Source organism: Streptomyces sp. DSM 41931 (assembly GCF_050271085.1).
Classification (GTDB): domain Bacteria; phylum Actinomycetota; class Actinomycetes; order Streptomycetales; family Streptomycetaceae; genus Streptomyces; species Streptomyces albogriseolus.
Window position 1 is genome coordinate 6408403 of the sequence record NZ_CP189902.1, and the last position, 21293, is coordinate 6429695.

The window sequence follows — 21293 nt, forward strand, 5'->3', positions numbered from 1 at the left end:
CTCCAGAGGGAGCGCGGGTGTGGGGAGTGGAGAGGGCGGAACGTGCAAGTCCGAACGGAAAATTGCTGAAAGCCCTTGCTTCAGCGGCAAGTTACCGTCGGGATACCGGAGTGTGAAGGGGGTGCGCTTCAACTTTCCGGCGTGCGGGAGCCAGGCTCCGGCCTGTATCAAGTGGGTGCTCGCAACAACTTGCAGGCACTTTGCAGCGCCTTGCAGGGCCGGAAAGCGGGGAGCGAACCGGTGGCGCGTCCGGGCATGCTGGTGTGATGACTCAGCGCGATGTGCGGGCCGACGTGGGGGAGTTGCTCTACGAACTCTGTGTCGACCTGGGATTCTGTCTGCCGCCGGACGACATGCGGCGGTTGCAGGAGGCGCCGCCCACCGACGCGGACGGCTTCACCGACGCCGTGTTCGAGGCGGAGGGCATGGACCCTGCCGAGCACGACGGACTACGGGAGCAGGTGCGGGCAGCGGTCGACCGGCACATGCGCGGGTGGGGCGGCGCCTGACTGCTGACTACTCGGCGGCGAGGGCCACGAAGGCCGCCCACGGGTCGCGGCCGACCCGCAGCACGGGGCCGGCCTCGACGGCCTTGGAGTCCCGCACGTACACGGTGTCCTCACGGACGGCCACCTCGACGCAGTCGCCACCGCTCGTTCCGCTGTAGCTGCTCTTGACCCACTCAAGGTCGATGCTCATAGCTCCCCTACCATGCGCTGGATGAGGCACGAGGACTCCTCGGTGTTGAGGGCCTGCGTTCGCAGCGTTCCATACCGAAGCCAGAACTCGCTCACCTCATGTCGGTCGGACCTCACACTCACGATGTCCTGGGCTTCAACATAGACGTGCTGTTTGCGGTCGGTCGACTCCAACAACACCATGGGACCGTTGAGCCCGCTGTGGGCACCTCGGGTCGTGGGCATGATCTGCAGCTCCACGTTGCGCATGGCCGAACACTCCAGCAGGCGTGCCAACTGCCGCCGCATCACGGTGGCGTTGCCGATCAGGCGTCGGATCGCGGACTCCTCCACGATGAACACGAAGACGATCGGCGGGTTCTTGCGGGTCAGCAGCGACTGCCGGGCCACACGCGCCGCGACCCGTTGCTCGACCGTCTCCCCGTCCAGAGGAGGGAAGTGCGCTTCAAGAAGCGACTGGGCGTACGCCTCCGTCTGCAACAACCCCGGCACCAGCATCGGGTCGTACGAGAAGCGGCTCACCGCCTCCGCCTCCAGGAGGGCGAAGTCCTGGAAGAACAGGGGGAGTTTCGCCCGGTCCACGTCCGGCTGGAGCACCCGCAGCGCCCCGCCCGCGTCCAGGACGCGTTCCGCCGCCTCCGTGAAGACGGCCTTCGCCGGGCGGCGGCCCTGCTCGACGGAGGCGACCTGCTCCATGGAGTAGCCGATGGCGTCCGCGAGGGCCTGCTGGGTGAGCCCCGCGCGTTCGCGGAAGAGCCGGACCAGCTTGCCGTAGGCGCTCCACGCCGCCGGACGCTCCTTGTCAGGCCCGCGCCGGCCGGCCGTACCGCACTCCCGCTGGGTCGTCCTGCCCATCGCGCCCCCTGCTCCACCGCACCGTGATCCGTCGTGGAGCACAACGAGCGAGCCGCCGTTCCGGCCACGCGGGCGGAGCCGTACGGCGGCCGTACAGCACGCGTACGTCCGCCGTACCGCGTCGTGCGTCCTACCAGCGGTCCCGGTGGACGACCTCCGCGACCGGCCGGCGCCGGACCGGCCCGAAGTTGCCCAGGGGCCACCCCACCGGGATCGCCGCGAACGTGTTCATGTCCTCGGGGATGCCGAGCGCCGCCTTCCACTCCGTCTCGAGGAACAGGTGCCAGATGGTGATGTTGGCCGCCAGGCCCAGTCCGCGCGCGGCGAGCAGCAGGTTCTGAACGCCCGGGTAGACGCAGGAGCCCTCCGCGAGGGCGGAGAACCGCTCCTGGATGCGGCCCATCCGCTCCGTCGCCTCCGCGCCCAGCGCCTCCGCGTAGATCCGCAGGCCCTCCTCCTCGATCCTCGGCGCGGGGAACTGGTAGCAGGGGATGATCAGCGCAGGCGTGTCGGCGAAGTGGTCGCGCTGGTACTCGATCGCGGCGACCATGCGCCCGTACGCGGCCTCGTCCATGCCCTCGGGGGCGTACTTGCCGGTCGTGGCCAGGTACGCGTCCACGCACCGCTTCCACAGCGGCGCCAGCTCGGCCATGACCGTCCGGTCGGTGACGACGACGTACTGGTAGCGCTGCATGTTGCCGCCGCTGGGGCCCCACACGGCGGCCTGTATCAGCTGGTCGAGCAGCTCCTCCGGCACCGGGTCGGGGCGCAGTCGGCGCATCGCCCGCATCGTGGACATGGTCGCGAAGAGGGACGGCTCGGCGGCGTCGTCGGCCACGGCCCCGGTGAGAGGCGTTTCAGTTGTCATGATCGGGAGTGTAGGGACTGTGAACTTCCTGTGTGACGGCTCTGCTTGAACGCGGGACCGTCGGTCCCGCATTTCCCGCGCATGACGTCGCGCCCGGCGCGGTACTCGGCCCGTACTGCGGAAGGGAGCGGATCATGGCGGTCTGTGAAGTGTGCGGGAACGACTACGCCCTCTCCTTCGAGGTGCACATGGTCGACGGTTCCGCCCATACGTTCGACAGCATCGAGTGCGCCGCCCACAAACTGGCGCCCATCTGCGACAACTGCGGGTGCAAGGTGCTCGGCCACGGCCATCAGGTCGGCGGCCAGTTCTTCTGCTGCGCCCACTGCGCCCGCGCGCAGGGACACGCCGAGCTGGCGGACAGCGCCTGACCGTCACTCTCCGTGAGAGTAGCGGGGAGCCATACGGCTGCCCGACCCGGCGCGCAGGCCCAGCTCCGCCTTCGCCAGCCGGGCCACGGCCTCCGCGTCCGTCAGACCGGGCACGCACACCACCTCACCGGCCTCCAGGCCAGCGAGGGACGCGGTCACCACGTCCGACGCGGGCATGCCGCCCTCGTCGTGGACGCGCCGCTCGCCGCGCACCGGGGCGTCCCCGTCGCCGAGGTGGAACTCGGTCGCCGTGAGCCCGGGGCACACGACCTGCACCCGCAGCGGAGTGCCGGCCAGCTCGGCGGCCAGCGTACGGGTGAACGTCACCGCGTACCCCTTGGACCCGGCGTAGACGGCCCGCCGGGGGAGCGGGTCCGGCGGCAGGTCGCCGGCGAAGGCCAGCAGCGACGCCACGTTGATCACGGCGCCCCGGCCGCGCGCCAGCATGCCGGGCACGGCGGCCCGGGTCAGCGCCGTGAGCGCCACGACGTTCACGTTCAGCACCCTGGTGAGCAGGTCGGCGTCCACCTCGGCGAACGGGCCGTAACCGTTGATCCCCGCGTTGTTGACCACCAGGTCGATGTCGTCCCCGGCCGCCCGCTCCACGACACGCGACAGGTCCTCCGGGCTGCCCAGATCCGCCACCAGCGTCTCGACGCCGGCCGCGCCCTCCTTGAGGGCCTCCTTCGCGAGGACGTCCAGCCGCTCGGCCCGCCGGGCGACCAGCACAAGCCCCCAGCCGCGCGCCGCCAGCCGGGTCGCGTACTCCCACCCGATACCGGACGAGGACCCCGTGACGACGGCCGTGCCGGGTGTGTCGTGCCAGCTCATGGGCGTGATCCCTCCGTCGCCGGGTGATGCGCGGCCGGACCGCCGTCCGACCTGCGCCGGGTGTCCCTGCGGGGCGCGAGCGAAACGCGGCGGCAGCCGTCCCGCCGGCGTCGAAAAGGCCTGGAGGCGGCGTCACGTCTCCCTCTACCCTCCTCCCCATGCCTCCCGCCAAGACCTCCTTCGTCTGCCTGCCGTGCCGGGCCTCCTACAAGCAGCCGCTTCCGGCGCGGACGCGGGACGGCGAGGTCGACCGGCGGGTCTGCCCGCACTGTGCCGGGACGCTGATCCACGTCGGCGCCGCCTTCGCCGCGCCGCCGCGCCGGGACACCGAGGGGTGGCGGGTGCTGTCCGTGCTGCTGCACGCCGGCGTCCGTTTCCACAAGAGCTGCTGCGGCGGGCCCGGGTACCGTCCGCGCACGCTGCGGGAGGTGCGCGAGCGGATGGCGTACGCCAGGCGCACGGGGGAGCCGATCGCGAGGGCGTTGGTCCGTCCCGAGCTGCCCTGACGACCCCGGCCGGACGCGCCCGGACCGCTACGGCAGGGGCGTGGGAGGCTGGAGGTATGGACACGGGACGGGCGGCGCAGTCCGCCGGCGAGGAGATACCGGCGCCGGTACCGGGCGGCGACCGCACGCTCAGCACCGAGCGCGCCGAACCCCTCCCGTTCACCCCCGGCACCCTCATCTGGGACATGACCGGCGACATCCGTGTCCTGCTGTACCTCCCCGCCGCCCTCGTCCTCCAGGTCGCGCACCCGGCCGTCGGGGCCGGCGTCGACGAGCACTCCGTCTTCCGCACCGACCCCTGGGGCCGCGCCCGCCGCTCGCTGGACTCGCTGCAGCTGTGGATCTACGGCGGTGACCGCGCCGTCGAGGAGGGGCGCCGGCTGCGCCGGCTGCACCGGGAGATCAAGGGCACCGACACCCGGGGGCGCCCGTACCACGCGCTGAGCCCCGCCCCCTACGCCTGGGTGCACGCCACCGGTTTCCCCGTCTTCCTGCGGGCCGCCGAGTATCTGTTCCGCCCGTTCGACGAGGCGGGGGAGCGGCGGCTGCACGCGGAGGCACGCCGGCTGGGGCGCATCCTCGGCATCCGGGAGCGCGACATGCCGGGATCCGTCGAGGAGTTCTGGACCTACTTCGACGCGGTCGTCCACGACGAGCTCGAACGGACCGTCGTCGTCGAGGAGTTGCTCGACCCGCGCCGGTCCGTGCCGCCGCCGGACGGGGCGGGGGCGGCACTGCGGCTGCTCTGGCCCGTACTGCGGCCCGCCCTGCTGCGGCTACAAGTCTTCGTCACCAAGGGGCTGTTGCCGCCCGTCGCCCGCGAGCGGCTGGACATTCCCTGGACGCCGCGGGACGAGCGGCGGCTGCGGCTGTTCGGCCGCGTCGTCCGCACCGTCGTGCCGCGCCTGCCGGAACGGCTCCGCTACCTGCCCGTCGCCTACGCCGCACGCCGCGCCGCCCGCGCCTGACGCCGCGGTCCCCGGCCCTCGGTCACCGACCTCGGTCGGCCACCTCCGTCATGCCCATTGCCCACCGCCGCGACCCTCGCTATGTTAATCGAAAATCACATCCGTGCGACGAGGTTCCACACGCATCTGTCGCGCAACTGGCAAGTCTGCGAAGGCATCCCGAACTGTCCCTCCCCCTCAGGGAAGCAGGTAAGTCAATGGAGAACCTCAGCAGGAGAAGGGCGCTGACCCTCGGTGTCGCCCTGGGCCTCGCCGGCGCCGCGGCGCCCGTGCCCGCCTGGGCGTCGGCCGGCCCGGCCGCCGGAACCGCCGGGACCGGAGCCCTCACCGAAGCCGGAGCCGGGGCCGCCGCAGGGCCCGGCCCCGAGTGGATCTGGGACGACGCGGCGGACCCGCTGATGGCCCGGATGATCGAGGGCGGCCACGTCCCGGCGATCAACCGGGCCTGGGAGTCCTGGGTGAACAACAACGACCCGATCCCCGGCGGCCTCCCCTCCGACTTCACCGCCTACCTGACGCAGGTCAACCGGCTGCCCTCCTGGGCGGACCAGACCAAGCTGGCCCGCGCCGCGGACTTCAACCGGCGCCGCGACACGTACCTGTTCATGCTGTACGGCCTCGGCAGCGGCATCATGAGCACCGTCATCCCCCGCGAGGCCAAAAGCGTCTACTGGTCGGCGGGCGGCGCCGACATGCAGGACCGCGCGGCCAAGACGTTCACCTTCGGCTACGACCTCTCCGAGCTCGGCGCGTTCAAGCCGACCGGGCAGTTCGTCGTCACCGCGAACAAGACCCGCGTGGTGCACGCCGCCGTGCGGCATCTGCTGCCGCAGTCGCCGCACTGGAAGGCCGTCGCCGACGAGTCCATTCCGATCAGCGCCGCCGACATCCTCGTCACCTTCCACAGCCTCGGCACCTACGTGCACCAGAAGCTGCTCGAGTGGAGGATCCCGTACCCGGCCGCCGACCAGGAGGCCTTCCTGCACATGTGGCAGGTCGCCGTCCATCTGCTCGGCGTGCCCTACGAGCACATCCCGAAGACCTGGGCGGAGGCCCTCGCGCAGTCGCGGCAGGTCCTCACCCCGGTCCTCAGCCCGTCGACCGAGGGCATCAGGCTCGCGGAGGACCTGCTCGGCCTGACCGCGCAGGTCGACCTCGGCGTCACCCGCGGCTTCCTCAACGAGTTCGTGCGCTACGTCCTCAGCGACCAGGTCGGCGACTGGCTCGGCCTGCGCCGCGACTACGCGGCCGCCGCCCTGGTCCGTACGGCCTGGCCGGCGTTCATCCTCTTCCGCGAGGGGCTGTCGCCCGTGATGCCCAGCACCTTCTACATGTTCGACCAGTTCATCCGGGCGCTGGCCATGCTGTTCCTCAACAAGGGCTCCTCCGGCACCACCACGCCCATCACCATCCCCACCGGCAACCGGCCGGGCTGAGCGTGCGGAGCCGCGCACGCGTGCGCCCGCCCCGCGGCCACCGGGCCCAGGGGCGGGACACCGGGCGCGGTCACACGCCCAGCGCGCCCAGGACCAGCGCGGTCACCGTCTCGCGGTGCTCCGGGGTGTCCCGCCAGCGCAGGGCCCGCCCCGCCTCGACCACCACCCCGAACCCCGCGTGCACCAGCACCCGGGTCTGCCGCGGGCCCAGCTCCGGACGGGCCTGCCGCAGCTGCTGCTCCCACACGGCGATGTGCTCCCGCTGCGCCAGCACCACCGGCCGCCGCAAGGCGTCGGGCAGCCCGCCGAGTTCGGCCTCGGCCACGCTGTTCAGCTCGGTGTGCTCGAAGCTGTACGCCACGTACGTCGAGGCCAGCGCGACGACCGCCGCACGCGGCCCGGCCACCCCCTGGAGGTTCCGCTCCACCCCCTGGGACAGCAGCGCCGCCGCCTGGAGGCAGGCCGCCGCCAGGATGTCGATCTTCCCGGGGTAGTGGCGGTACAGCGCGGACGGGGTCAGGCCCACCGCCTGCGCGATCTGCCCGTTGGTGACGCTGGCGAAGCCGTTGCGCGCGAACAGCGGCACGGACGCGGCGAGGATCTCCGCGCGCCGGGTGCGCGGGACGGGCCGGGCGGGCAGCTCCACCGGGTGCGCCTCGGGCGGCACCGCCGCGGGGTCGCTCGCCGCCACCCCGAGCGCGGCAGCCACCAGCAGTTCCTCCGCGCGGCGTTGGGCGATGGAGGTGTGGTGCATCGTGATCGATCCGATCGCGCCGAGCGCCGCCACCGCCCGCAGCCGTTCGTCCGGCAGCGGATGCTCGCGCCGCACCGCCTCCTCGACCCGCTCGACCAGACGCCCGAACTTTACCCGCAGCCGCCGGCGGTCCTCGCGGTTGAGGTAGCGCGCCTCCCAGCGGTACACACCCCCCGACGCGCGGTGCGCCACGGTGATCCGGGTGAGCGCCGTCAGCACGTCCGTGAGGCTCGCCCCCGGCGGCACCTCGTCGAGCGCCTCGACCAGCCCGTCCACCATGACGTCCGCGCACTCCGCGAACAGGGCGTACTTGTTGGGGAAGTGCCGGTACAGCGCCGCCGCCGAGATGCCGACCTGCGCGGCGACCTCCTCCATGGAGGCCGTGTGGTAGCCGCGCTCGCTGAACACCCGCCCGGCCGCCTCGACGATCAGCTGTCTGCGGTTACGGGGCCGCGTGGCCGGAACCGGCTCGGCGGGCGCGGCCGAGCGGGCGGACGAGGAGGCGGGAGCCATGGCGTTCAGTCAATCACACGGGGTGAGGCGGCCGGGTGCCCTCCGTTTCCGGTACGGTCCGGCGGCCGGACGCCCCTCCGGCCCCCTCAGTCGAACAGCAGCACCGGCTTCACCACCCCGCCCTCCTCCATCGCCCTCACCGCCGACCCGATCTCCTCGAACGGGAACGTCGTGACCAGCGTCTCCAGCGGGAACAGGCCACGACGCCACAGGCCCACCAGGTCCGGCAGGAAGCGGCCGGGATGCGAGTCGCCCTCGATCACCCCGTGCACCCGCACCCCCTTGGCCAGCAGCGGCATCACGTCGAACGTCACCTCGCCGCCCAGACCGAGCAGCGCCAGCTCGCCGCGCGGGCGCAGCACGGCGACGGCCTGGCGGGCCACCTCCGGGCGGCCCGTCGTCTCCACGACATGGTGCGCCCCGCCGCCCGTGAGGTCCCGCAGCGCCGCCACCAGACCGTCCCCCGGAGGCAGGGCCGCCTTCGCGCCCAGCTCGACGGCCAGGGCGCGGCGCGCGGGGACGGGGTCGACCGCCACCACCGGGTCGCAGCCCACCGCCACCGCCGCCATCACCGCGCTCAGCCCGACCCCGCCCGCCCCCGTCACGACCAGGGACGCTCCGGGTTCGGGCCGCAGCCGGTTGAGTACCGTGCCCGCGCCCGTCTGCCCGCTGCACCCGAGCGGCGCCGCGACCTCGTCGGGCAGGTCCGCCGGCACCGGGACCAGGCCCCGCTCCCGCACCACGGCGTGCGTGGCGAAGCTGGACTGGCCGAAGAAGCCGCCGTGCACGGGTGTGCCGTCGCGGGAGAGGGGAGTGGTGCCGTCGGCGCGCCCGCCGGAGAAGTTCAGGGTCCGCGCGTGGAGACAGTACGCGGGATGGCCCGCCGCGCACTGCTCGCACGCGCCGCAGCTCGCGAAGGTGAGGCAGACCCGGTCGCTCGGCGCCACACCCCTCACCTCCGCGCCGACCGCCTCGACCCGCCCCGCGTCCTCGTGACCGAAGACCATCGGGGTGAGCCGGCCGGGCCAGGTGTCCCGCATGCCCAGGTCGGTGTGGCAGATGCCGGCCGCGGTCATCCGCACCAGCACCTCGTCCGGACGTGGCTCGCCGAGGTCGAGGTCCCCCACGGTGAACGGGGCGCCCGGCGTCTCGGCGACCGCCGCGCGGATCCGTCTCACGCGCCCTCTCCGGCGCCGGGCCGGGACCGGACGCCGCTCCCGGACTCGGGAGCACGCTCCAGGTAGAAGTAGTAGTACGGACCCTCGGGCGGCACGTCCTTGCCGTTCATGATGCCCAGCAGCGTGCTGTCGTCCACCCACTTGAAGTGGTCGAACACCGGCCGCCCGTCGTACACCATCGTGGCCGTCGACTCCCCGCGGAACTCCACCGTCCACAGGCTCGCCTCGCCCTGCCCCAGCTCGGTGTCGGAGTACAGCTCGCCCGCCTCGTTCCGGCACATCAGCGGCTTGGCGTCGCGCAGGGAGTGGAACGTCTTGCCGTACCAGCCCGCCTTCTCCAGCACGCCGTTGAGCGGGTGTCTGGTGTCGAACTCGCCGCCCTTCCACGCCCCGAGGATCTCCTCGGGGCGGGCCGTCGGCAGCACGGCCCAGATCGCGTCGAGTTCGCCGGGGTCGACCCGGCCGTCCCGCTCCTGGAGCTCGCGGAACAGGGCTCGCGCCTCGTGCACGTCCATCACAGGTGTCCTCTCGTCGGTCGGTGCGGGCCGGCGCGGTCAGGACCCGGAGTGCCTCAGCCCGACGACCCGCGGGACGCCGCGCCCCGCCCCGGCGGGGTCCGCCGCGGGAACGGCAGGACGACGTCGCCGGCGACCGCGGCCGGGTGGCCCACGGTGCCCAGGCTCAGCAGCACATGCCGTTCCGCGACCTCCTCGGCGGTGAGCGGGCCGTCCTCGCGGAACCAGTTGGCGACGCCCTGGCACATCACGAGCACCGAGCGCACCGCGTCGGCCGGGATGGGGGTGGTGAACACACCCTGGGCGCGGCCCTCCTCGACCGTGTCCAGCAGCATGTGCTCCAGATAGTCGCGCAGGGCGACGTACCGGGCCCGGTTCTGCGGTTCCAGGCTGCGTATCTCCGTGTCCAGAAACGCCAGTTGGCGGCGGTGGGCCATGTACAGGACGATCGACTCGACCATGCCGCAGAAGCGGGCCAGCGGATCGTCCCCGGCCTCCCGGGCGGCCGCCCGGCAGCGGTCCAGGACGTCCTTGATGGACGTCTCCAGGAGCGTCGCCAGCAGCGCCTGCTTGTTCTCGTAGTGGTAGTACAGCGCGGGCACGGTGACCCCCACCCGGCCGGCTATGTCCCGGACCGATGTGCCGTGGTACCCGTGCTCGTTGAAGGCCCGCATGGCGTGCATCAGGATCGGGTGCAGGTCGAGCGGGCCGTAGGAGCGCCAGTGTCCCGCCGACGGGGTGGTCTCCTGGCTGGGCGCGGTGTTCAACGGCTCTCCTCCGGGGCTGCGGCGGTCGGCGTCATCGTACGGCGGTGCGGTCCGGCTCACCTCCCTGTTCGCACTTAGCGATCGTTCAGGAGAGCGTGGCCCACGACGGCCGACCCGGAGTCACTTTCCCCGTCATCTCCCGGAAAAACAAGTCCCGCACGGGGAGTTGACCGTCTCGCGTTCCGCTCCTACGTTGAGCGAACGCTCAGTAAGTCCCCGGTCGCGACGGCGGGTCCGTCGCGCACCGAGAGAGGAACCCATGAGCCCCACTTCCACCCACCCTCCCGGCCGCACCGTCGCGGGCCCGCTGGACGGTGTGCGCGTGGTCGAACTGGCCGGCATCGGACCGGGACCGTTCGCCGCGATGCTGCTCGCCGACCTGGGCGCCGACGTGGTGCGGGTGGACCGCCCGGGCCGTGCCCCGCTCGGCGGCGACCCCGCCCGCGACCTCACCAACCGCAACAAACGGTCCGTCGTCGTCGACCTCAAGGCGTCCGAAGGACCCACGACCGTCAGGGCGTTGGCGGCGCGCGCCGACATCCTGCTCGAGGGGTACCGGCCCGGCGTCGCGGAGCGGCTCGGCGTCGGACCGGAGGACTGCATGGCCGCCAACCCCGCGCTGGTGTACGGGCGGATGACCGGCTGGGGGCAGGACGGCCCGCTCGCCGCCCTGGCCGGGCACGACATCGGCTACATCGCCACCACCGGCGCCCTGTCCATGATCGGGACCTCGGACGGGCCGCCCGTCCTCCCCGCCAACCTGCTCGGCGACTACGCGGGCGGCTCCCTCTACCTCACGACCGGCGTCCTCGCCGCGCTGCTCACCGCCCGCGCCACCGGCCACGGCCAGGTGGTGGACGCCGCCATCGTGGACGGCACCGCCCACCTGACCAGCCTGTTCTGGGGCATGCTCGCCGAGGGCACCTGGCGGGACGCGCGCGGCCGCAACCTGCTCGACGGCGGCTGCCCCTACTACGCCGTCTACGAGACCTCCGACGGCGGCTGGATGGCGGTCGGCGCCCTGGAACCGCACTTCTACGCCGTGTTCGTCTCCCTGCTCGGCCTGGACGCGGACGAGCTGCCGGACCGCGCCGATCCCCGCAACTGGCCTGCCCTACGGGCCGAGTTCACCACCCGCTTCAGGTCCGCCCCCCGCGCCCGCTGGACGGCCGTCTTCGAAGGCACCGACGCCTGCGTCGCACCCGTGCTCTCCCTGCACGAGGCGGCCGGGCACAAGCATCTCACCGCGCGGGGCACGTACACCGAGGCGCACGGCGTCACCCAGCCCGCGCCCGCGCCCCGCTTCTCCGGCACGCCCGGCACCCTCCGGCGCCCGCCGGCCGTCCCCGGCGCCCACACCTGCGACGTGGCCCGCGACTGGGGCGTGCCCGACCTGCTGAAGGACCACTGCTGATGGAACTGTCCTCACCCCTGGCCTACGCGGAGGACCCACGCACCGCCGCCGACCGGGCCGCCGCCCTGGAGCGCGCCGGGCTCGACGCCGTGTGGGTCGCCGAGGCCTACGGCTTCGACTCCCCGACGGTCATGGGCTACCTCGCCGCGAGGACCGAGCGGATGCGCATCGGATCCGCCGTCCTCAACGTCTACTCCCGCACCCCCGCCCTCATCGCCCAGACCGCCGCGGGACTCGACGCGATCAGCGGCGGACGCGCCATCCTCGGCGTCGGCGCCTCAGGACCGCAGGTCGTCGAGGGCTGGCACGGCCGCGTCTACGACCGCCCGCTGGGCCGCGCCCGCGAGGTGATCCACCTGTCCCGGCGGATCTGGCGGCGCCAGGTGATCGAACACCACGGCATCACCGACCTGCCCGTCCCGCCCGAGAAGGGCGGCACCCTCGGCAAACCCCTCAAGCTGCTCAACCACCCCGTCCGCGACTCCATCCCCGTCTATCTCGCCGCCCTCGGCCCGGCCAGCGTCCGCACGGCCGCCGAGATCGCCGACGGCTGGCTGCCGTTCCTCTACGCCCCCGAACACGCGGCGAAGATCTGGGGCCCGTCCCTCGCCGAGGGCACCGCACAACGCGACCCCGCGCTCGGCCCGCTCCAGGTCGTCGCGGGCGGCCTGCTCGCCATCGGCGACGACGCCGCGGCCGTACGCGACCTGATGCGGCCCACCGTCGCCCTCTACGTCGGCGGCATGGGCGCCCCCGGCCGCAACTTCTACTTCGACCTCGTCTGCTCCTACGGCTACGAGGCCGCCGCGACCGCCGTCCAGGAGCACTACCTCGCCGGACGCAAGAAGGACGCGGAGGCCGCCGTACCGGCCGAGCTGCTGGAGCAGTTGTGCCTGGCCGGCCCCGAGGGCTACGTCCGCGACCGCGTGGAGGTGTTCCGCGAGGCGGGCGTGACCATGCTCAACGTCACCCCCGTCGGCCCCGACCCCGCCCGACTGATCGAGCATGTGAGGAGCTGGCTGTGACCACCCCGGAACGCACTCCGGACCGTCCCCTGTACGGCCCCGGACACGAGGCCTTCCGCGAGACGGTGCGGACCTTCCTGACGAAGGAGGTGCTCCCGCACCACGAACGCTGGGAGAAGGACGGCGTGGTGGACCGCGAGGTGTGGCGCAAGGCCGGCCGCCAGGGCCTGCTCGGCATGGCCGTCGACGAGGAGTACGGCGGCGGCGGGACCGACGACTTCCGCTACAGCGCCGTCCTCATCGAGGAGTTCGCCCGCGCCGGCGCCTCCGGTCTGGCGCTGAGCCTGCACAACGACATCGTCGGCCCCTACCTCACCCATCTCGCGAACGACGAGCAGAAGCGCCGCTGGCTGCCCGGCTTCACCTCCGGCGACCTGGTCACCGCCATCGCCATGACCGAACCCGGCGCCGGCTCCGACCTCCAGGGCATCCGCACCACCGCCGCCGACCAGGGCGACCACTACCTGCTCAACGGCGCCAAGACGTTCATCTCCAACGGCGTCCTCGCCGACCTCGTCGTCGTGGTCGCCCGCACCACCCCCGAGGGCGGCAGCGGCGGACAGAGCCTGCTCGTCGTCGAGCGCGGCATGGACGGCTTCGAACGCGGCCGCAACCTCGACAAGATCGGCCAGAAGGCGCAGGACACCGCCGAACTGTTCTTCACCGACGTACGCGTCCCCAAGGAGAACCTGCTGGGGGAGGAGCACCAGGCCTTCGCCCACCTCATGGGCAACCTCGCCCAGGAGCGGCTGGCCATCGCCGTCGGCGCCGCCGCCGCGGCCGAGGAGATCCTCGACGTCACCACCCGCTACGTGAAGGAACGCGAGGCGTTCGGCAAGCCGCTCGCGAGGCTCCAGCACATCCGTTTCGAGATCGCCGAGATGGCCACCGAGAACGCGGTCACCCGCGCCTTCCTGGACCGCTGCGTCGCCGACCACAGCGACGGCCGGCTCGACGCGGTGCACGCCTCGATGGCCAAGTGGTGGGCCACCGAACTCAACAAGCGCGTCGTCGACCGCTGCCTCCAACTCCACGGCGGCTACGGCTACATGAGCGAGTACAAGGTCGCCCGGGCGTTCCTCGACAGCCGCGTCCAGACCCTCTACGGCGGCACCACCGAAATCATGAAGGAGATCATCGGCCGCTCCCTGCTGCGCTGAGCACCGGCCCGCTCCCCACCCCCTGAGTGAACCGACCTGGAAGGGCAACCGAGGTGAGCACCGAAGCGTATGTGTACGACGCGATTCGCACCCCGCGCGGACGCGGCAAGGCGAACGGCGCCCTGCACGGCACCAAACCCGTCGACCTGGTCGTCGGGCTGATCCACGAGATCCGCGCCCGTTTCCCCGGCCTCGACCCGGCCGCCGTCGACGACATCGTCCTCGGCGTGGTCAGTCCGCTGGGCGACCAGGGCGCGGACATCGCCCGCACCGCCGCCGTCCTCGCCGGACTCCCCGACACGGTGGCCGGCGTCCAGGAGAACCGCTTCTGCGCCTCCGGTCTGGAAGCCGTCAACATGGCCGCGATGAAGGTCCGTTCGGGCTGGGAGGACCTGGTCCTCGCGGGCGGCGTGGAGTCCATGTCCCGGGTCCCGATGGGCAGCGACGGCGGCGCCTGGTCGGCGGACCCGCGCACCAACCACGACACCGGTTTCGTCCCCCAGGGCGTCGGCGCCGACCTCATCGCCACCCTGGAGGGCTTCTCCCGCCACGACGTGGACTCCTACGCGGCGCTCTCCCAGGAGCGGGCGGCCACGGCGTGGAAGGAGGGCCGCTTCGACCGGTCCGTGGTTCCCGTGCGGGACCGCAGCGGCCTCGTCGTCCTCGACCACGACGAGCACCTGCGCCCCGGCACCACCGCCGACTCCCTCGGCAAGCTCAAGCCGTCGTTCGCGGACATCGGCGAACTGGGCGGCTTCGACGCCGTCGCGCTGCAGAAGTACCACTGGGTGGAGAAGGTCGACCACGTCCATCACGCCGGGAACTCCTCCGGCATCGTCGACGGCGCCGCGCTGGTCGCGGTCGGTACGCGGGAGGCCGGTGAGCGGTACGGCCTCACCCCGCGCGCCCGGATCGTCTCCGCCGCCGTGTCCGGCTCCGACCCCACGATCATGCTGACGGGGCCGGCGCCGGCCTCCCGCAAGGCGCTCGCCAAGGCCGGGCTGACCGTCGACGACCTCGACCTGGTCGAGATCAACGAGGCGTTCGCGGCGGTCGTGCTGCGCTTCGTGAAGGACCTGGGCCTGTCGCTGGACAAGGTCAACGTCAACGGCGGCGCCATCGCGCTCGGCCACCCGCTCGGCGCGACCGGCGCGATGATCCTCGGCACCCTCGTCGACGAACTGGAGCGCCAGGACAAGCGCTACGGGCTGGCGACCCTGTGCGTGGGCGGCGGCATGGGCATCGCCACGGTCGTCGAACGCGTCTGAACCCTCTCCCCGGACCACATGGACCACCCGGATCACCAGGAGCGCATCCGTATGAGCACCGAGTCCACCACCATCCGCTGGGAGCAGGACGACACGGGTGTCGTCACCCTCGTCCTCGACGATCCCGGCCAGTCCGTGAACACCATGAACGCGGCGTTCATCGACTCGCTGGACGCCGTCACCGCGCGGCTGGCCGAGCAGCGCGACCGTGTGCGGGGCGTGATCGTCGCCTCCGCCAAGAAGAGCTTCTTCGCCGGCGGCGACCTGCACGACCTGATCTCCGTCACGCCCGGGACGGCCGGCGCCTCCTACGAGGCCGGTATGCGCGTCAAGCGGGCGCTGCGCGTCATGGAGACCCTGGGCAGGCCGGTCGTCGCCGCGATCAACGGCGCGGCCCTGGGCGGCGGTTACGAGATCGCCCTGGCCTGCCACCACCGCATCGCCCTGGACGCTCCCGGCACCAAGGTCGGCTGCCCGGAGGTCACCCTGGGCCTGCTCCCCGGAGGCGGTGGCGTCACCCGCACGGTCCGCATGTTCGGGGTGACGGAGGCCCTGCGGAAGGTGCTCCTGGAGGGCACCCAGTACGGTCCCGCCCGCGCCCTGGAGAACGGCCTGGTCGACGAACTCGTCTCCGATCCGGGCGAACTCCTGACCCGGGCACAGGCGTTCATCGACGCCCACCCCGAGTCCGCGCAGCTCTGGGACGCCCCCGGCCACCGCATCCCCGGCGGCACCCCGGCGACCCCCAAGCTCGCCGCCCAGCTCCCGGCCCTGCCTGCCCTGCTGCGGAAGAAGACCGGCGGCGCCCCGTACCCCGCCCCGCGCAACATCCTCGCGGCGGCCGTGGAGACCGCCCAGGTCGACGTGGACACAGCGTTCGAGATCGAGGCGCGGTACCTGACCGAGCTGGTCACCGGGCAGATCACCAAGAACATGATCCAGGGGTTCTTCTTCGACCTCCAGGCGGTCAACTCCGGCGCCAGGCGCCCGAAGGACGTCCCGGCCCGCAAGGTCACCAAGGTGGCGGTGCTCGGGGCGGGCATGATGGGCGCCGGCATCGCCTACTCCTGTGCCGCCGCCGGCATCGACGTCGTGCTCAAGGACGTCTCCGCCGACGCGGCCGTCCGCGGCAAGGGCTACTCCGAGAAGCTGTGCGCCAAGGCCGTCGCCCGCGGCCGTACGACACAGGAGAAGGCCGACGCGCTGCTCGCCCGCATCACCCCGACCGCGGACACCGGTGACCTGGCCGGCTGCGACGCGGTGGTCGAGGCCGTCTTCGAGGACACGGCCCTCAAGCACCGGGTGTTCCAGGAGATCCAGCACGTGGTCGCCCCGGACGCCCTGCTGTGCTCCAACACCTCCACCCTCCCCATCACCGTCCTGGCCAAGGGCGTCGAGCGGCCCCGCGACTTCATCGGCCTGCACTTCTTCTCGCCCGTCGACAAGATGCCGCTGGTCGAGATCGTCAAGGGCGAGAAGACCGGGGAGGAGGCGCTGGCCCGGGCGTTCGACCTGGTCCGGCAGATCCGCAAGACGCCCGTCGTGGTCAACGACTCCCGCGGCTTCTTCACCTCCCGCGTCATCGGCCGCTTCATCGACGAGGGCGTCGCCATGGTCGGCGAGGGGATCGAACCGGCCTCCGTCGAGCAGGCCGCCGCCCAGGCCGGCTACCCCGCCAAGGTCCTCGCCCTCATGGACGAACTCACCCTCACCCTCCCGCGCAGGATCCGTGAGGAGAACCGCCGCGCGGTCGAGGCGGACGGCGGCACCTGGCAGCCGCACCCCGCGGACGCGGTCGTCGACCGCATGATCGACGAGTTCGGCCGCCCCGGACGGTCCGGCGGCGCCGGCTTCTACGACTACGACGAGCAGGGCAGGCGCGCCGGTCTCTGGCCCGGACTGCGCGCGCACTTCACCGACCCCGCCGAGCAGCCCGCCGGCCTCACCGAGCTGAAGGAGCGGATGCTCTTCGTCGAGGCGCTGGACGCGGTGCGCTGCCTGGAGGAAGGCGTCCTGGAGTCGGTGGCCGACGCCAATGTCGGCTCGCTGCTCGGCATCGGCTTCCCGCCGTGGACCGGCGGCGTCCTGCAGTACGTCAACGGCTACGACGGCGGCGCCGGGGGAGGGGTCGGACTGCCCGGCTTCGTCGCCCGCGCCCGCGAGCTCGCCGCCCGGTACGGCGACCGCTTCACCCCGCCCGAGCTGCTGCTGAGCAAGGCCGAACGCGGCGAGACCTTCACCGACGCCTGAGCGCGGTCCGCCACCCTCACCGACACCGGGTACGCCCGCAGGGGCTCCCCCCCCACGCCCCGGTCTCCCCGGACGTTCTCTCCCCGACCCGCAACGCAAGGAGGCCCCGATGACGTCACCACCTCCCACCGCAGGCGATCCGCCCGACGACCCCGCCGCCCGCACCCTGCCCCAGCTCCTGGCCCGCAACGCGCACGCCCACCCCGGACTGCCGGGCCTGTCCTGGCAGTCGGAGGACCCGGACACCGACTGGACCACGCTCAGCTGGGGCGAGATCCACGAGCACACCCGCACCCTCGCCGCCGGCTACCGGGCCCTCGGCGTCGGCCGCGGGGACCATGTGCTGCTGATGATGGCCAACCGGCCCGAGCACTGGCTGTCGGACCTGGCGCTGGTCCGCCTCGGCGCGGTCCCGGTGAGCGTCTACGGCACCGCCGCCCCCGAGCAGATCACCCACATCGCCCGCAACTGCCGCGCGCGCCTCGCCGTCGTCGGCGGAGCCGGGCAACTCCCGGTGTGGGAACCGCTGCTGGCCGACGCCGGCACCCCGCTGGAACGGCTGGTGGTGGCCGACGCGGGAGCGGAGGCGACGCATGTGCCGTACGCGTCGCTGCTCCGCGAGCCGGCGCCGGAGGAGTTCGGCAAGGAACTCGACACCGCCCGGCCCGAGGACCCGCTGACCGTCGTCTACACCTCCGGCACCACCGGCGAGCCCAAGGGCGTCGTCCTCACCCACCGGGTGGTGCTCTCCAACGCGCTCGCGCTGGACGCCGTGGTGGAACTCCCGCCGCACGTCGAGCACATCTGCTACCTGCCGTTCGCGCACATCGCCGAACGGATGCTGGGCATCTACCTGCCGTGTCACCGCGCCTCGCACGTCTACCTGTGCGCCGACCCGACGAAGGTCGGCGAGGTGGTGCGCAAGGTGCGTCCCGCGCAGTTCTTCGGCGTGCCGAGGATCTGGGAGAAGCTGTCCGCCGCCGTGCGGGCCGTGCTCTCGCTGATGCCGGACGACCAACGGGCCGTCATCGACGAGGCGTTCGCGGTGGCCCGGGAGCACGTCGGCCACCGCGAGCGCGGCGAGACCCCGCCGCCCGAGCTGGAGGAGCGGTACACCCGCGTCCGCAAGGAGGTGCTGCTGCCCATGCTGGCGGCCGGCGGCCTGGACCGGGTGACCTGGTCGGCGAGCGCGTCCGCGCCGATGCCGGTCGACGTGGTGCACTTCTGGGCCGGGTTCGGCATCGTCATCATGGACGCCTGGGGGCTGACGGAGACCACCGGGGTCGCCACCAGCAACAGCCCGAAGCTCGGCTTCCGGCTCGGCTCGGTGGGTCGCCCCGTGGAGTCGGTGGAGATCCGCACCGCCGAGGACGGCGAGATCATGGTGCGAGGCACGTCGGTGTTCGACGGCTACCTCCAGCCGGACGGCTCCGTGCAATCCGCGCTGGACGCCGACGGCTGGCTCGCCACCGGCGACATCGGCCGGATCGACGAGGACGGCTATCTCTGGCTCACCGACCGCAAGAAGGAGATGATCATCACCTCGACCGGCAAGAACGTCTCGCCGGCGCTGGTGGAGAACGCCCTGAAGGAACACCCGCTGGTCGGGCAGGCGATGGTGCACGGCGACAACCGCTCCTACCTGGTCGCCCTGCTGGTCCTCGACCCGGAGTCCGCCCCCGCCTGGGCGGCGAAGCACGGAATCGACACGGACGGGGGCCTGGCCGGGCTGGTCCGGCACCCCGAGGTCCGGGCCGAGGTGGACCGCGCGGTCGCCGCCGCCAACACGCGCCTCAACCGCACCGAGCAGGTCAAGCGGTACGAGCTGCTCGCCGAGGAGTGGGGCCCGGCCACCGGTGAGCTGACACCGTCGCTGAAGATGCGGCGCCGCGTCATCCGCGACAAGTACGCCGACGCCCTGACCGCCCTCTACGGCGACTGAGCCGCACACCACGACGGACGCCCGCCCCCGTGCCCCGGAGGCGGGCGTCCGCGGCTCAGAGCCCGTACGTCTTGCCGATGACGTCCCGCTGGATCTCGCTCGTCCCGCCGTACACCGTGGAGACGACCGCGGCCCGCAGATGCCGCTCCATGTCGAACTCCGTGGTGTAGCCGTAGCCGCCCATCATCTGCATGCCCTCCAGCGTGACCCGCTTGGCGAGTTCGGTGGCCTTCAGCTTGGCCATCGACGCCTCGCGCGGGAACAGCTTCTCCGGGTACGCGTCGCAGTCCAGGGCCACCTCGCGCACCAGCAGCCGGGTGCACTCGATCTCGGTGGCGAGATCCGCGACCCGGTGCCGCAGCGCCTGGAACGAGCCGACGGGCCGCCCGAACTGCTCCCGCTCGCGGACGTAGGCGACCGCGTCGTCGAAGGCGCGGCGGGCCAGACCCAGCATGTTCGCCGCCAGGAACAGCCGCTCGTGGTTGAGGCCGGCCATCAACTGCCTCCACCCGCCGTCCACGTCACCCACCACGGAGTCCGCGGGCAGCCGTACGTCCGTCAGGTGGACGTCGTTGACCTCCCGGCCGCGCATCGTCTCGATGCCCCGGATCTCCACGCCGGGGGTGCCGGCGGGCAGATGGAACATGGTCAGCCCGCCGTGCTTGTCCTGGCCGGTGCGGGCCACCAGCAGGATGCTCTCGGCGCAGTGCGCGTTGGAGATCCACGTCTTCTGGCCGTCGATCACCCAGGTGCCGTCCCGCTCCTGCCGGGCCCGGCAGCGCAGCGCCCCCACGTCCGACCCCGCCCCGGGCTCGGACATCGCGACGGCCAGCACGTCCCCGCGCGCCACGCCGGACAGCACCTCCCGCCGCTGCCGCTCGGAGCCGAACCGCTCGTACGCCTTCGCCGTGATCACCGTCGTGACGAAGCCGCCGCACGGCACCATCCCGTACGACGTCTCCTCCAGGAACAGACAGGCGTCGGCCGTCCCGCCGCCGGAGCCGCCGTACTCCTCGGGCAGGCACACCCCCAGCCAGCCCAGGTCGGCGAGCCGGCGGTACAGCTCCGGACTGTGCGCCTCGCGGCCCCCGTCCGTCAGCGCGTCGCGCTGTTCACGGGTGCCGCACTCGCGCTTGGCGAAGTCGCGTACGGCCGCCGCGAACGCGGTCTGTTCCTCGGTGAGTCGACTGCCCATCAGGTCCTCCGGTATCCGGCGCCGGTCGGCGGCTCGGTCGGGTGGGGCGCATTCTGAGATACAAAGTTATGGTAGTTGTATCAGCGTCTCTCGGGGAGTCGTTCGCCGGTATCGTGAGGAGCACCATGAGAACTGACACGAACGACTCGTGGCTCGCCCGGGCCCTCGCCCGACCGGAGCCCGAGGACGACACGGCGCGGCGCATCCTCGACGCGGCACTGGAGCAGTTCACCCTCCTCGGCGTGCGCCGCTCCTCCGTGGACGACGTCGCCAAGCGGGCCGGCGTCTCCCGGGTGACCGTCTACCGGCGCTTCCAGACGAAGGACCGCCTGGTCGAGGAGACCCTGCTGCGGGAGCTGAGCCGCTTCTTCGCCCGGCTGGACGCCGCGGTGGCCGGCCTGCCGTCCATGAAGGAGCGCGTCGTCGAGGGCTTCGTGGTCGCCCTGCGCCACACCCGCGCCCATCCGCTGTTCGGCGGCATGCTGCGGCTCGAACCCGAGGTGGTGCTGCCCTACCTGACCGTGCAGGGCGGCTCCTCGCTGTCCGCCACCGTCGAGTACCTCACGGGTCATCTGCGCCGGGCGCAGCAGGTCGAGGGGAGGCCCGACGAGGACCCGCGTCCGGTCGCGGAGCTGATGGTGCGGGTCGCCGTGTCCTTCCTGCTCAACCCGTCCAGCTGCATCGAGATGGAGGACGCGGAGCAGGCCCGGGCCTTCGCCCGCCGCTACCTGGCCCCGCTGCTGGACGCCTGACCGCCCCGGGTGCGACGGTCCGGCGTC

General features: G+C 72.5%; 21 protein-coding genes. 12 read left to right on the top strand and 9 right to left on the bottom strand.

The genetic code is table 11. From position 1 onward, the window contains the following. Positions 1-266: 266 nt before the first annotated feature. The gene (locus tag ACP7TJ_RS29305; RefSeq protein ID WP_093767446.1) at positions 267-509 is read left to right on the top strand and encodes a hypothetical protein; all 243 of its coding nucleotides are present in this window, start codon (positions 267-269) and stop codon (positions 507-509) included. Between the two features lie 7 nt (positions 510-516). On the opposite strand, the gene ACP7TJ_RS29310 is transcribed toward ACP7TJ_RS29305, so the two are convergent. The 3 genes from ACP7TJ_RS29310 to ACP7TJ_RS29320 all read right to left on the bottom strand — a co-directional run bounded on the left by ACP7TJ_RS29310 (position 517) and on the right by ACP7TJ_RS29320 (position 2421). Continuing rightward, on the bottom strand, positions 517-699 hold the full coding sequence (locus ACP7TJ_RS29310; protein WP_427766561.1) for a DUF397 domain-containing protein: 183 nt from the start codon (positions 697-699) through the stop codon (positions 517-519). After that, entirely contained in the window at positions 696-1553 is an 858-nt protein-coding gene (locus ACP7TJ_RS29315) for a helix-turn-helix domain-containing protein (protein WP_427766564.1), read from the bottom strand. The genes ACP7TJ_RS29310 and ACP7TJ_RS29315 overlap by 4 nt, the downstream gene beginning before the upstream one ends. Before the next feature lie 130 nt (positions 1554-1683). Further along, complete coding sequence (locus tag ACP7TJ_RS29320; protein WP_167744492.1) at positions 1684-2421, bottom strand: nitroreductase family protein; 738 nt, start codon at positions 2419-2421, stop codon at positions 1684-1686. Between the two features lie 134 nt (positions 2422-2555). Between ACP7TJ_RS29320 and ACP7TJ_RS29325 the strand changes: the two genes are divergently transcribed. Next, positions 2556-2792 (top strand): hypothetical protein, encoded by a 237-nt coding sequence (locus ACP7TJ_RS29325; protein ID WP_093767379.1) that lies wholly within the window; start codon positions 2556-2558, stop codon positions 2790-2792. A gap of 3 nt (positions 2793-2795) precedes the next feature. Here the strand turns inward: ACP7TJ_RS29325 and ACP7TJ_RS29330 are convergent, their stop codons facing one another. After that, positions 2796-3623, bottom strand: coding sequence for an SDR family NAD(P)-dependent oxidoreductase (locus ACP7TJ_RS29330; protein WP_427766568.1), 828 nt, complete (start codon positions 3621-3623; stop codon positions 2796-2798). A 158-nt stretch (positions 3624-3781) separates the two neighbouring features. Between ACP7TJ_RS29330 and ACP7TJ_RS29335 the strand changes: the two genes are divergently transcribed. From ACP7TJ_RS29335 to ACP7TJ_RS29345, 3 genes are all read left to right on the top strand, one after another. Further along, the gene (locus tag ACP7TJ_RS29335; RefSeq protein WP_427766571.1) at positions 3782-4129 is read left to right on the top strand and encodes a deoxyxylulose-5-phosphate synthase; all 348 of its coding nucleotides are present in this window, start codon (positions 3782-3784) and stop codon (positions 4127-4129) included. 56 nt (positions 4130-4185) lie between these two features. After that, complete coding sequence (locus ACP7TJ_RS29340) at positions 4186-5097, top strand: oxygenase MpaB family protein (protein WP_427766574.1); 912 nt, start codon at positions 4186-4188, stop codon at positions 5095-5097. Between the two features lie 197 nt (positions 5098-5294). Continuing rightward, the gene (locus tag ACP7TJ_RS29345) at positions 5295-6533 is read left to right on the top strand and encodes an oxygenase MpaB family protein (RefSeq protein WP_093767382.1); all 1239 of its coding nucleotides are present in this window, start codon (positions 5295-5297) and stop codon (positions 6531-6533) included. Between the two features lie 70 nt (positions 6534-6603). Here ACP7TJ_RS29345 and ACP7TJ_RS29350 read toward each other — a convergent pair whose 3' ends face one another. The 4 genes from ACP7TJ_RS29350 to ACP7TJ_RS29365 all read right to left on the bottom strand — a co-directional run bounded on the left by ACP7TJ_RS29350 (position 6604) and on the right by ACP7TJ_RS29365 (position 10260). Then, the gene (locus ACP7TJ_RS29350; protein ID WP_266403116.1) at positions 6604-7800 is read right to left on the bottom strand and encodes a TetR/AcrR family transcriptional regulator; all 1197 of its coding nucleotides are present in this window, start codon (positions 7798-7800) and stop codon (positions 6604-6606) included. Positions 7801-7886: 86 nt separating this feature from the next. Beyond that, positions 7887-8978 carry an NAD(P)-dependent alcohol dehydrogenase gene (locus tag ACP7TJ_RS29355; protein WP_427766578.1) on the bottom strand — a complete coding sequence of 364 codons (1092 nt, stop codon included), beginning with the start codon at positions 8976-8978 and terminating at the stop codon, positions 7887-7889. After that, a complete protein-coding gene (locus ACP7TJ_RS29360) occupies positions 8975-9493 on the bottom strand; it encodes a DUF4334 domain-containing protein (protein WP_427766581.1) in 519 nt (172 codons plus the stop codon). The genes ACP7TJ_RS29355 and ACP7TJ_RS29360 overlap by 4 nt, the downstream gene beginning before the upstream one ends. Positions 9494-9549: 56 nt before the next feature. Then, positions 9550-10260, bottom strand: a complete 711-nt coding sequence (locus ACP7TJ_RS29365) for a TetR/AcrR family transcriptional regulator (protein WP_167744499.1) — start codon at positions 10258-10260, stop codon at positions 9550-9552. A gap of 259 nt (positions 10261-10519) precedes the next feature. Between ACP7TJ_RS29365 and ACP7TJ_RS29370 the strand changes: the two genes are divergently transcribed. The 6 genes from ACP7TJ_RS29370 (at position 10520) to ACP7TJ_RS29395 (ending at position 19319) form a co-directional block, all read left to right on the top strand. Further along, positions 10520-11674: a CaiB/BaiF CoA transferase family protein gene (locus ACP7TJ_RS29370; RefSeq protein ID WP_427766584.1), complete on the top strand. Its 1155-nt coding sequence runs from the start codon at positions 10520-10522 to the stop codon at positions 11672-11674. Beyond that, positions 11674-12699 (top strand): LLM class F420-dependent oxidoreductase, encoded by a 1026-nt coding sequence (locus ACP7TJ_RS29375; RefSeq protein WP_427766586.1) that lies wholly within the window; start codon positions 11674-11676, stop codon positions 12697-12699. Before ACP7TJ_RS29370 ends, ACP7TJ_RS29375 begins: the two co-directional genes overlap by 1 nt. Then, positions 12696-13859, top strand: a complete 1164-nt coding sequence (locus tag ACP7TJ_RS29380; RefSeq protein ID WP_266403126.1) for an acyl-CoA dehydrogenase family protein — start codon at positions 12696-12698, stop codon at positions 13857-13859. The genes ACP7TJ_RS29375 and ACP7TJ_RS29380 overlap by 4 nt, the downstream gene beginning before the upstream one ends. A gap of 53 nt (positions 13860-13912) precedes the next feature. Beyond that, the gene (locus tag ACP7TJ_RS29385) at positions 13913-15127 is read left to right on the top strand and encodes an acetyl-CoA C-acetyltransferase (protein WP_427766589.1); all 1215 of its coding nucleotides are present in this window, start codon (positions 13913-13915) and stop codon (positions 15125-15127) included. Positions 15128-15178: 51 nt separating this feature from the next. Then, positions 15179-17377, top strand: a complete 2199-nt coding sequence (locus ACP7TJ_RS29390) for a 3-hydroxyacyl-CoA dehydrogenase NAD-binding domain-containing protein (protein WP_427766592.1) — start codon at positions 15179-15181, stop codon at positions 17375-17377. A 109-nt stretch (positions 17378-17486) separates the two neighbouring features. Next, a complete protein-coding gene (locus tag ACP7TJ_RS29395; RefSeq protein WP_427766595.1) occupies positions 17487-19319 on the top strand; it encodes an AMP-dependent synthetase/ligase in 1833 nt (610 codons plus the stop codon). A 55-nt stretch (positions 19320-19374) separates the two neighbouring features. On the opposite strand, the gene ACP7TJ_RS29400 is transcribed toward ACP7TJ_RS29395, so the two are convergent. Then, on the bottom strand, positions 19375-20514 hold the full coding sequence (locus ACP7TJ_RS29400; RefSeq protein ID WP_093767393.1) for an acyl-CoA dehydrogenase family protein: 1140 nt from the start codon (positions 20512-20514) through the stop codon (positions 19375-19377). Between the two features lie 125 nt (positions 20515-20639). Here ACP7TJ_RS29400 and ACP7TJ_RS29405 point away from each other — a divergent pair, with 125 nt between their 5' ends. Beyond that, on the top strand, positions 20640-21266 hold the full coding sequence (locus tag ACP7TJ_RS29405) for a TetR/AcrR family transcriptional regulator (protein WP_167744505.1): 627 nt from the start codon (positions 20640-20642) through the stop codon (positions 21264-21266). Positions 21267-21293: the final 27 nt, after the last annotated feature.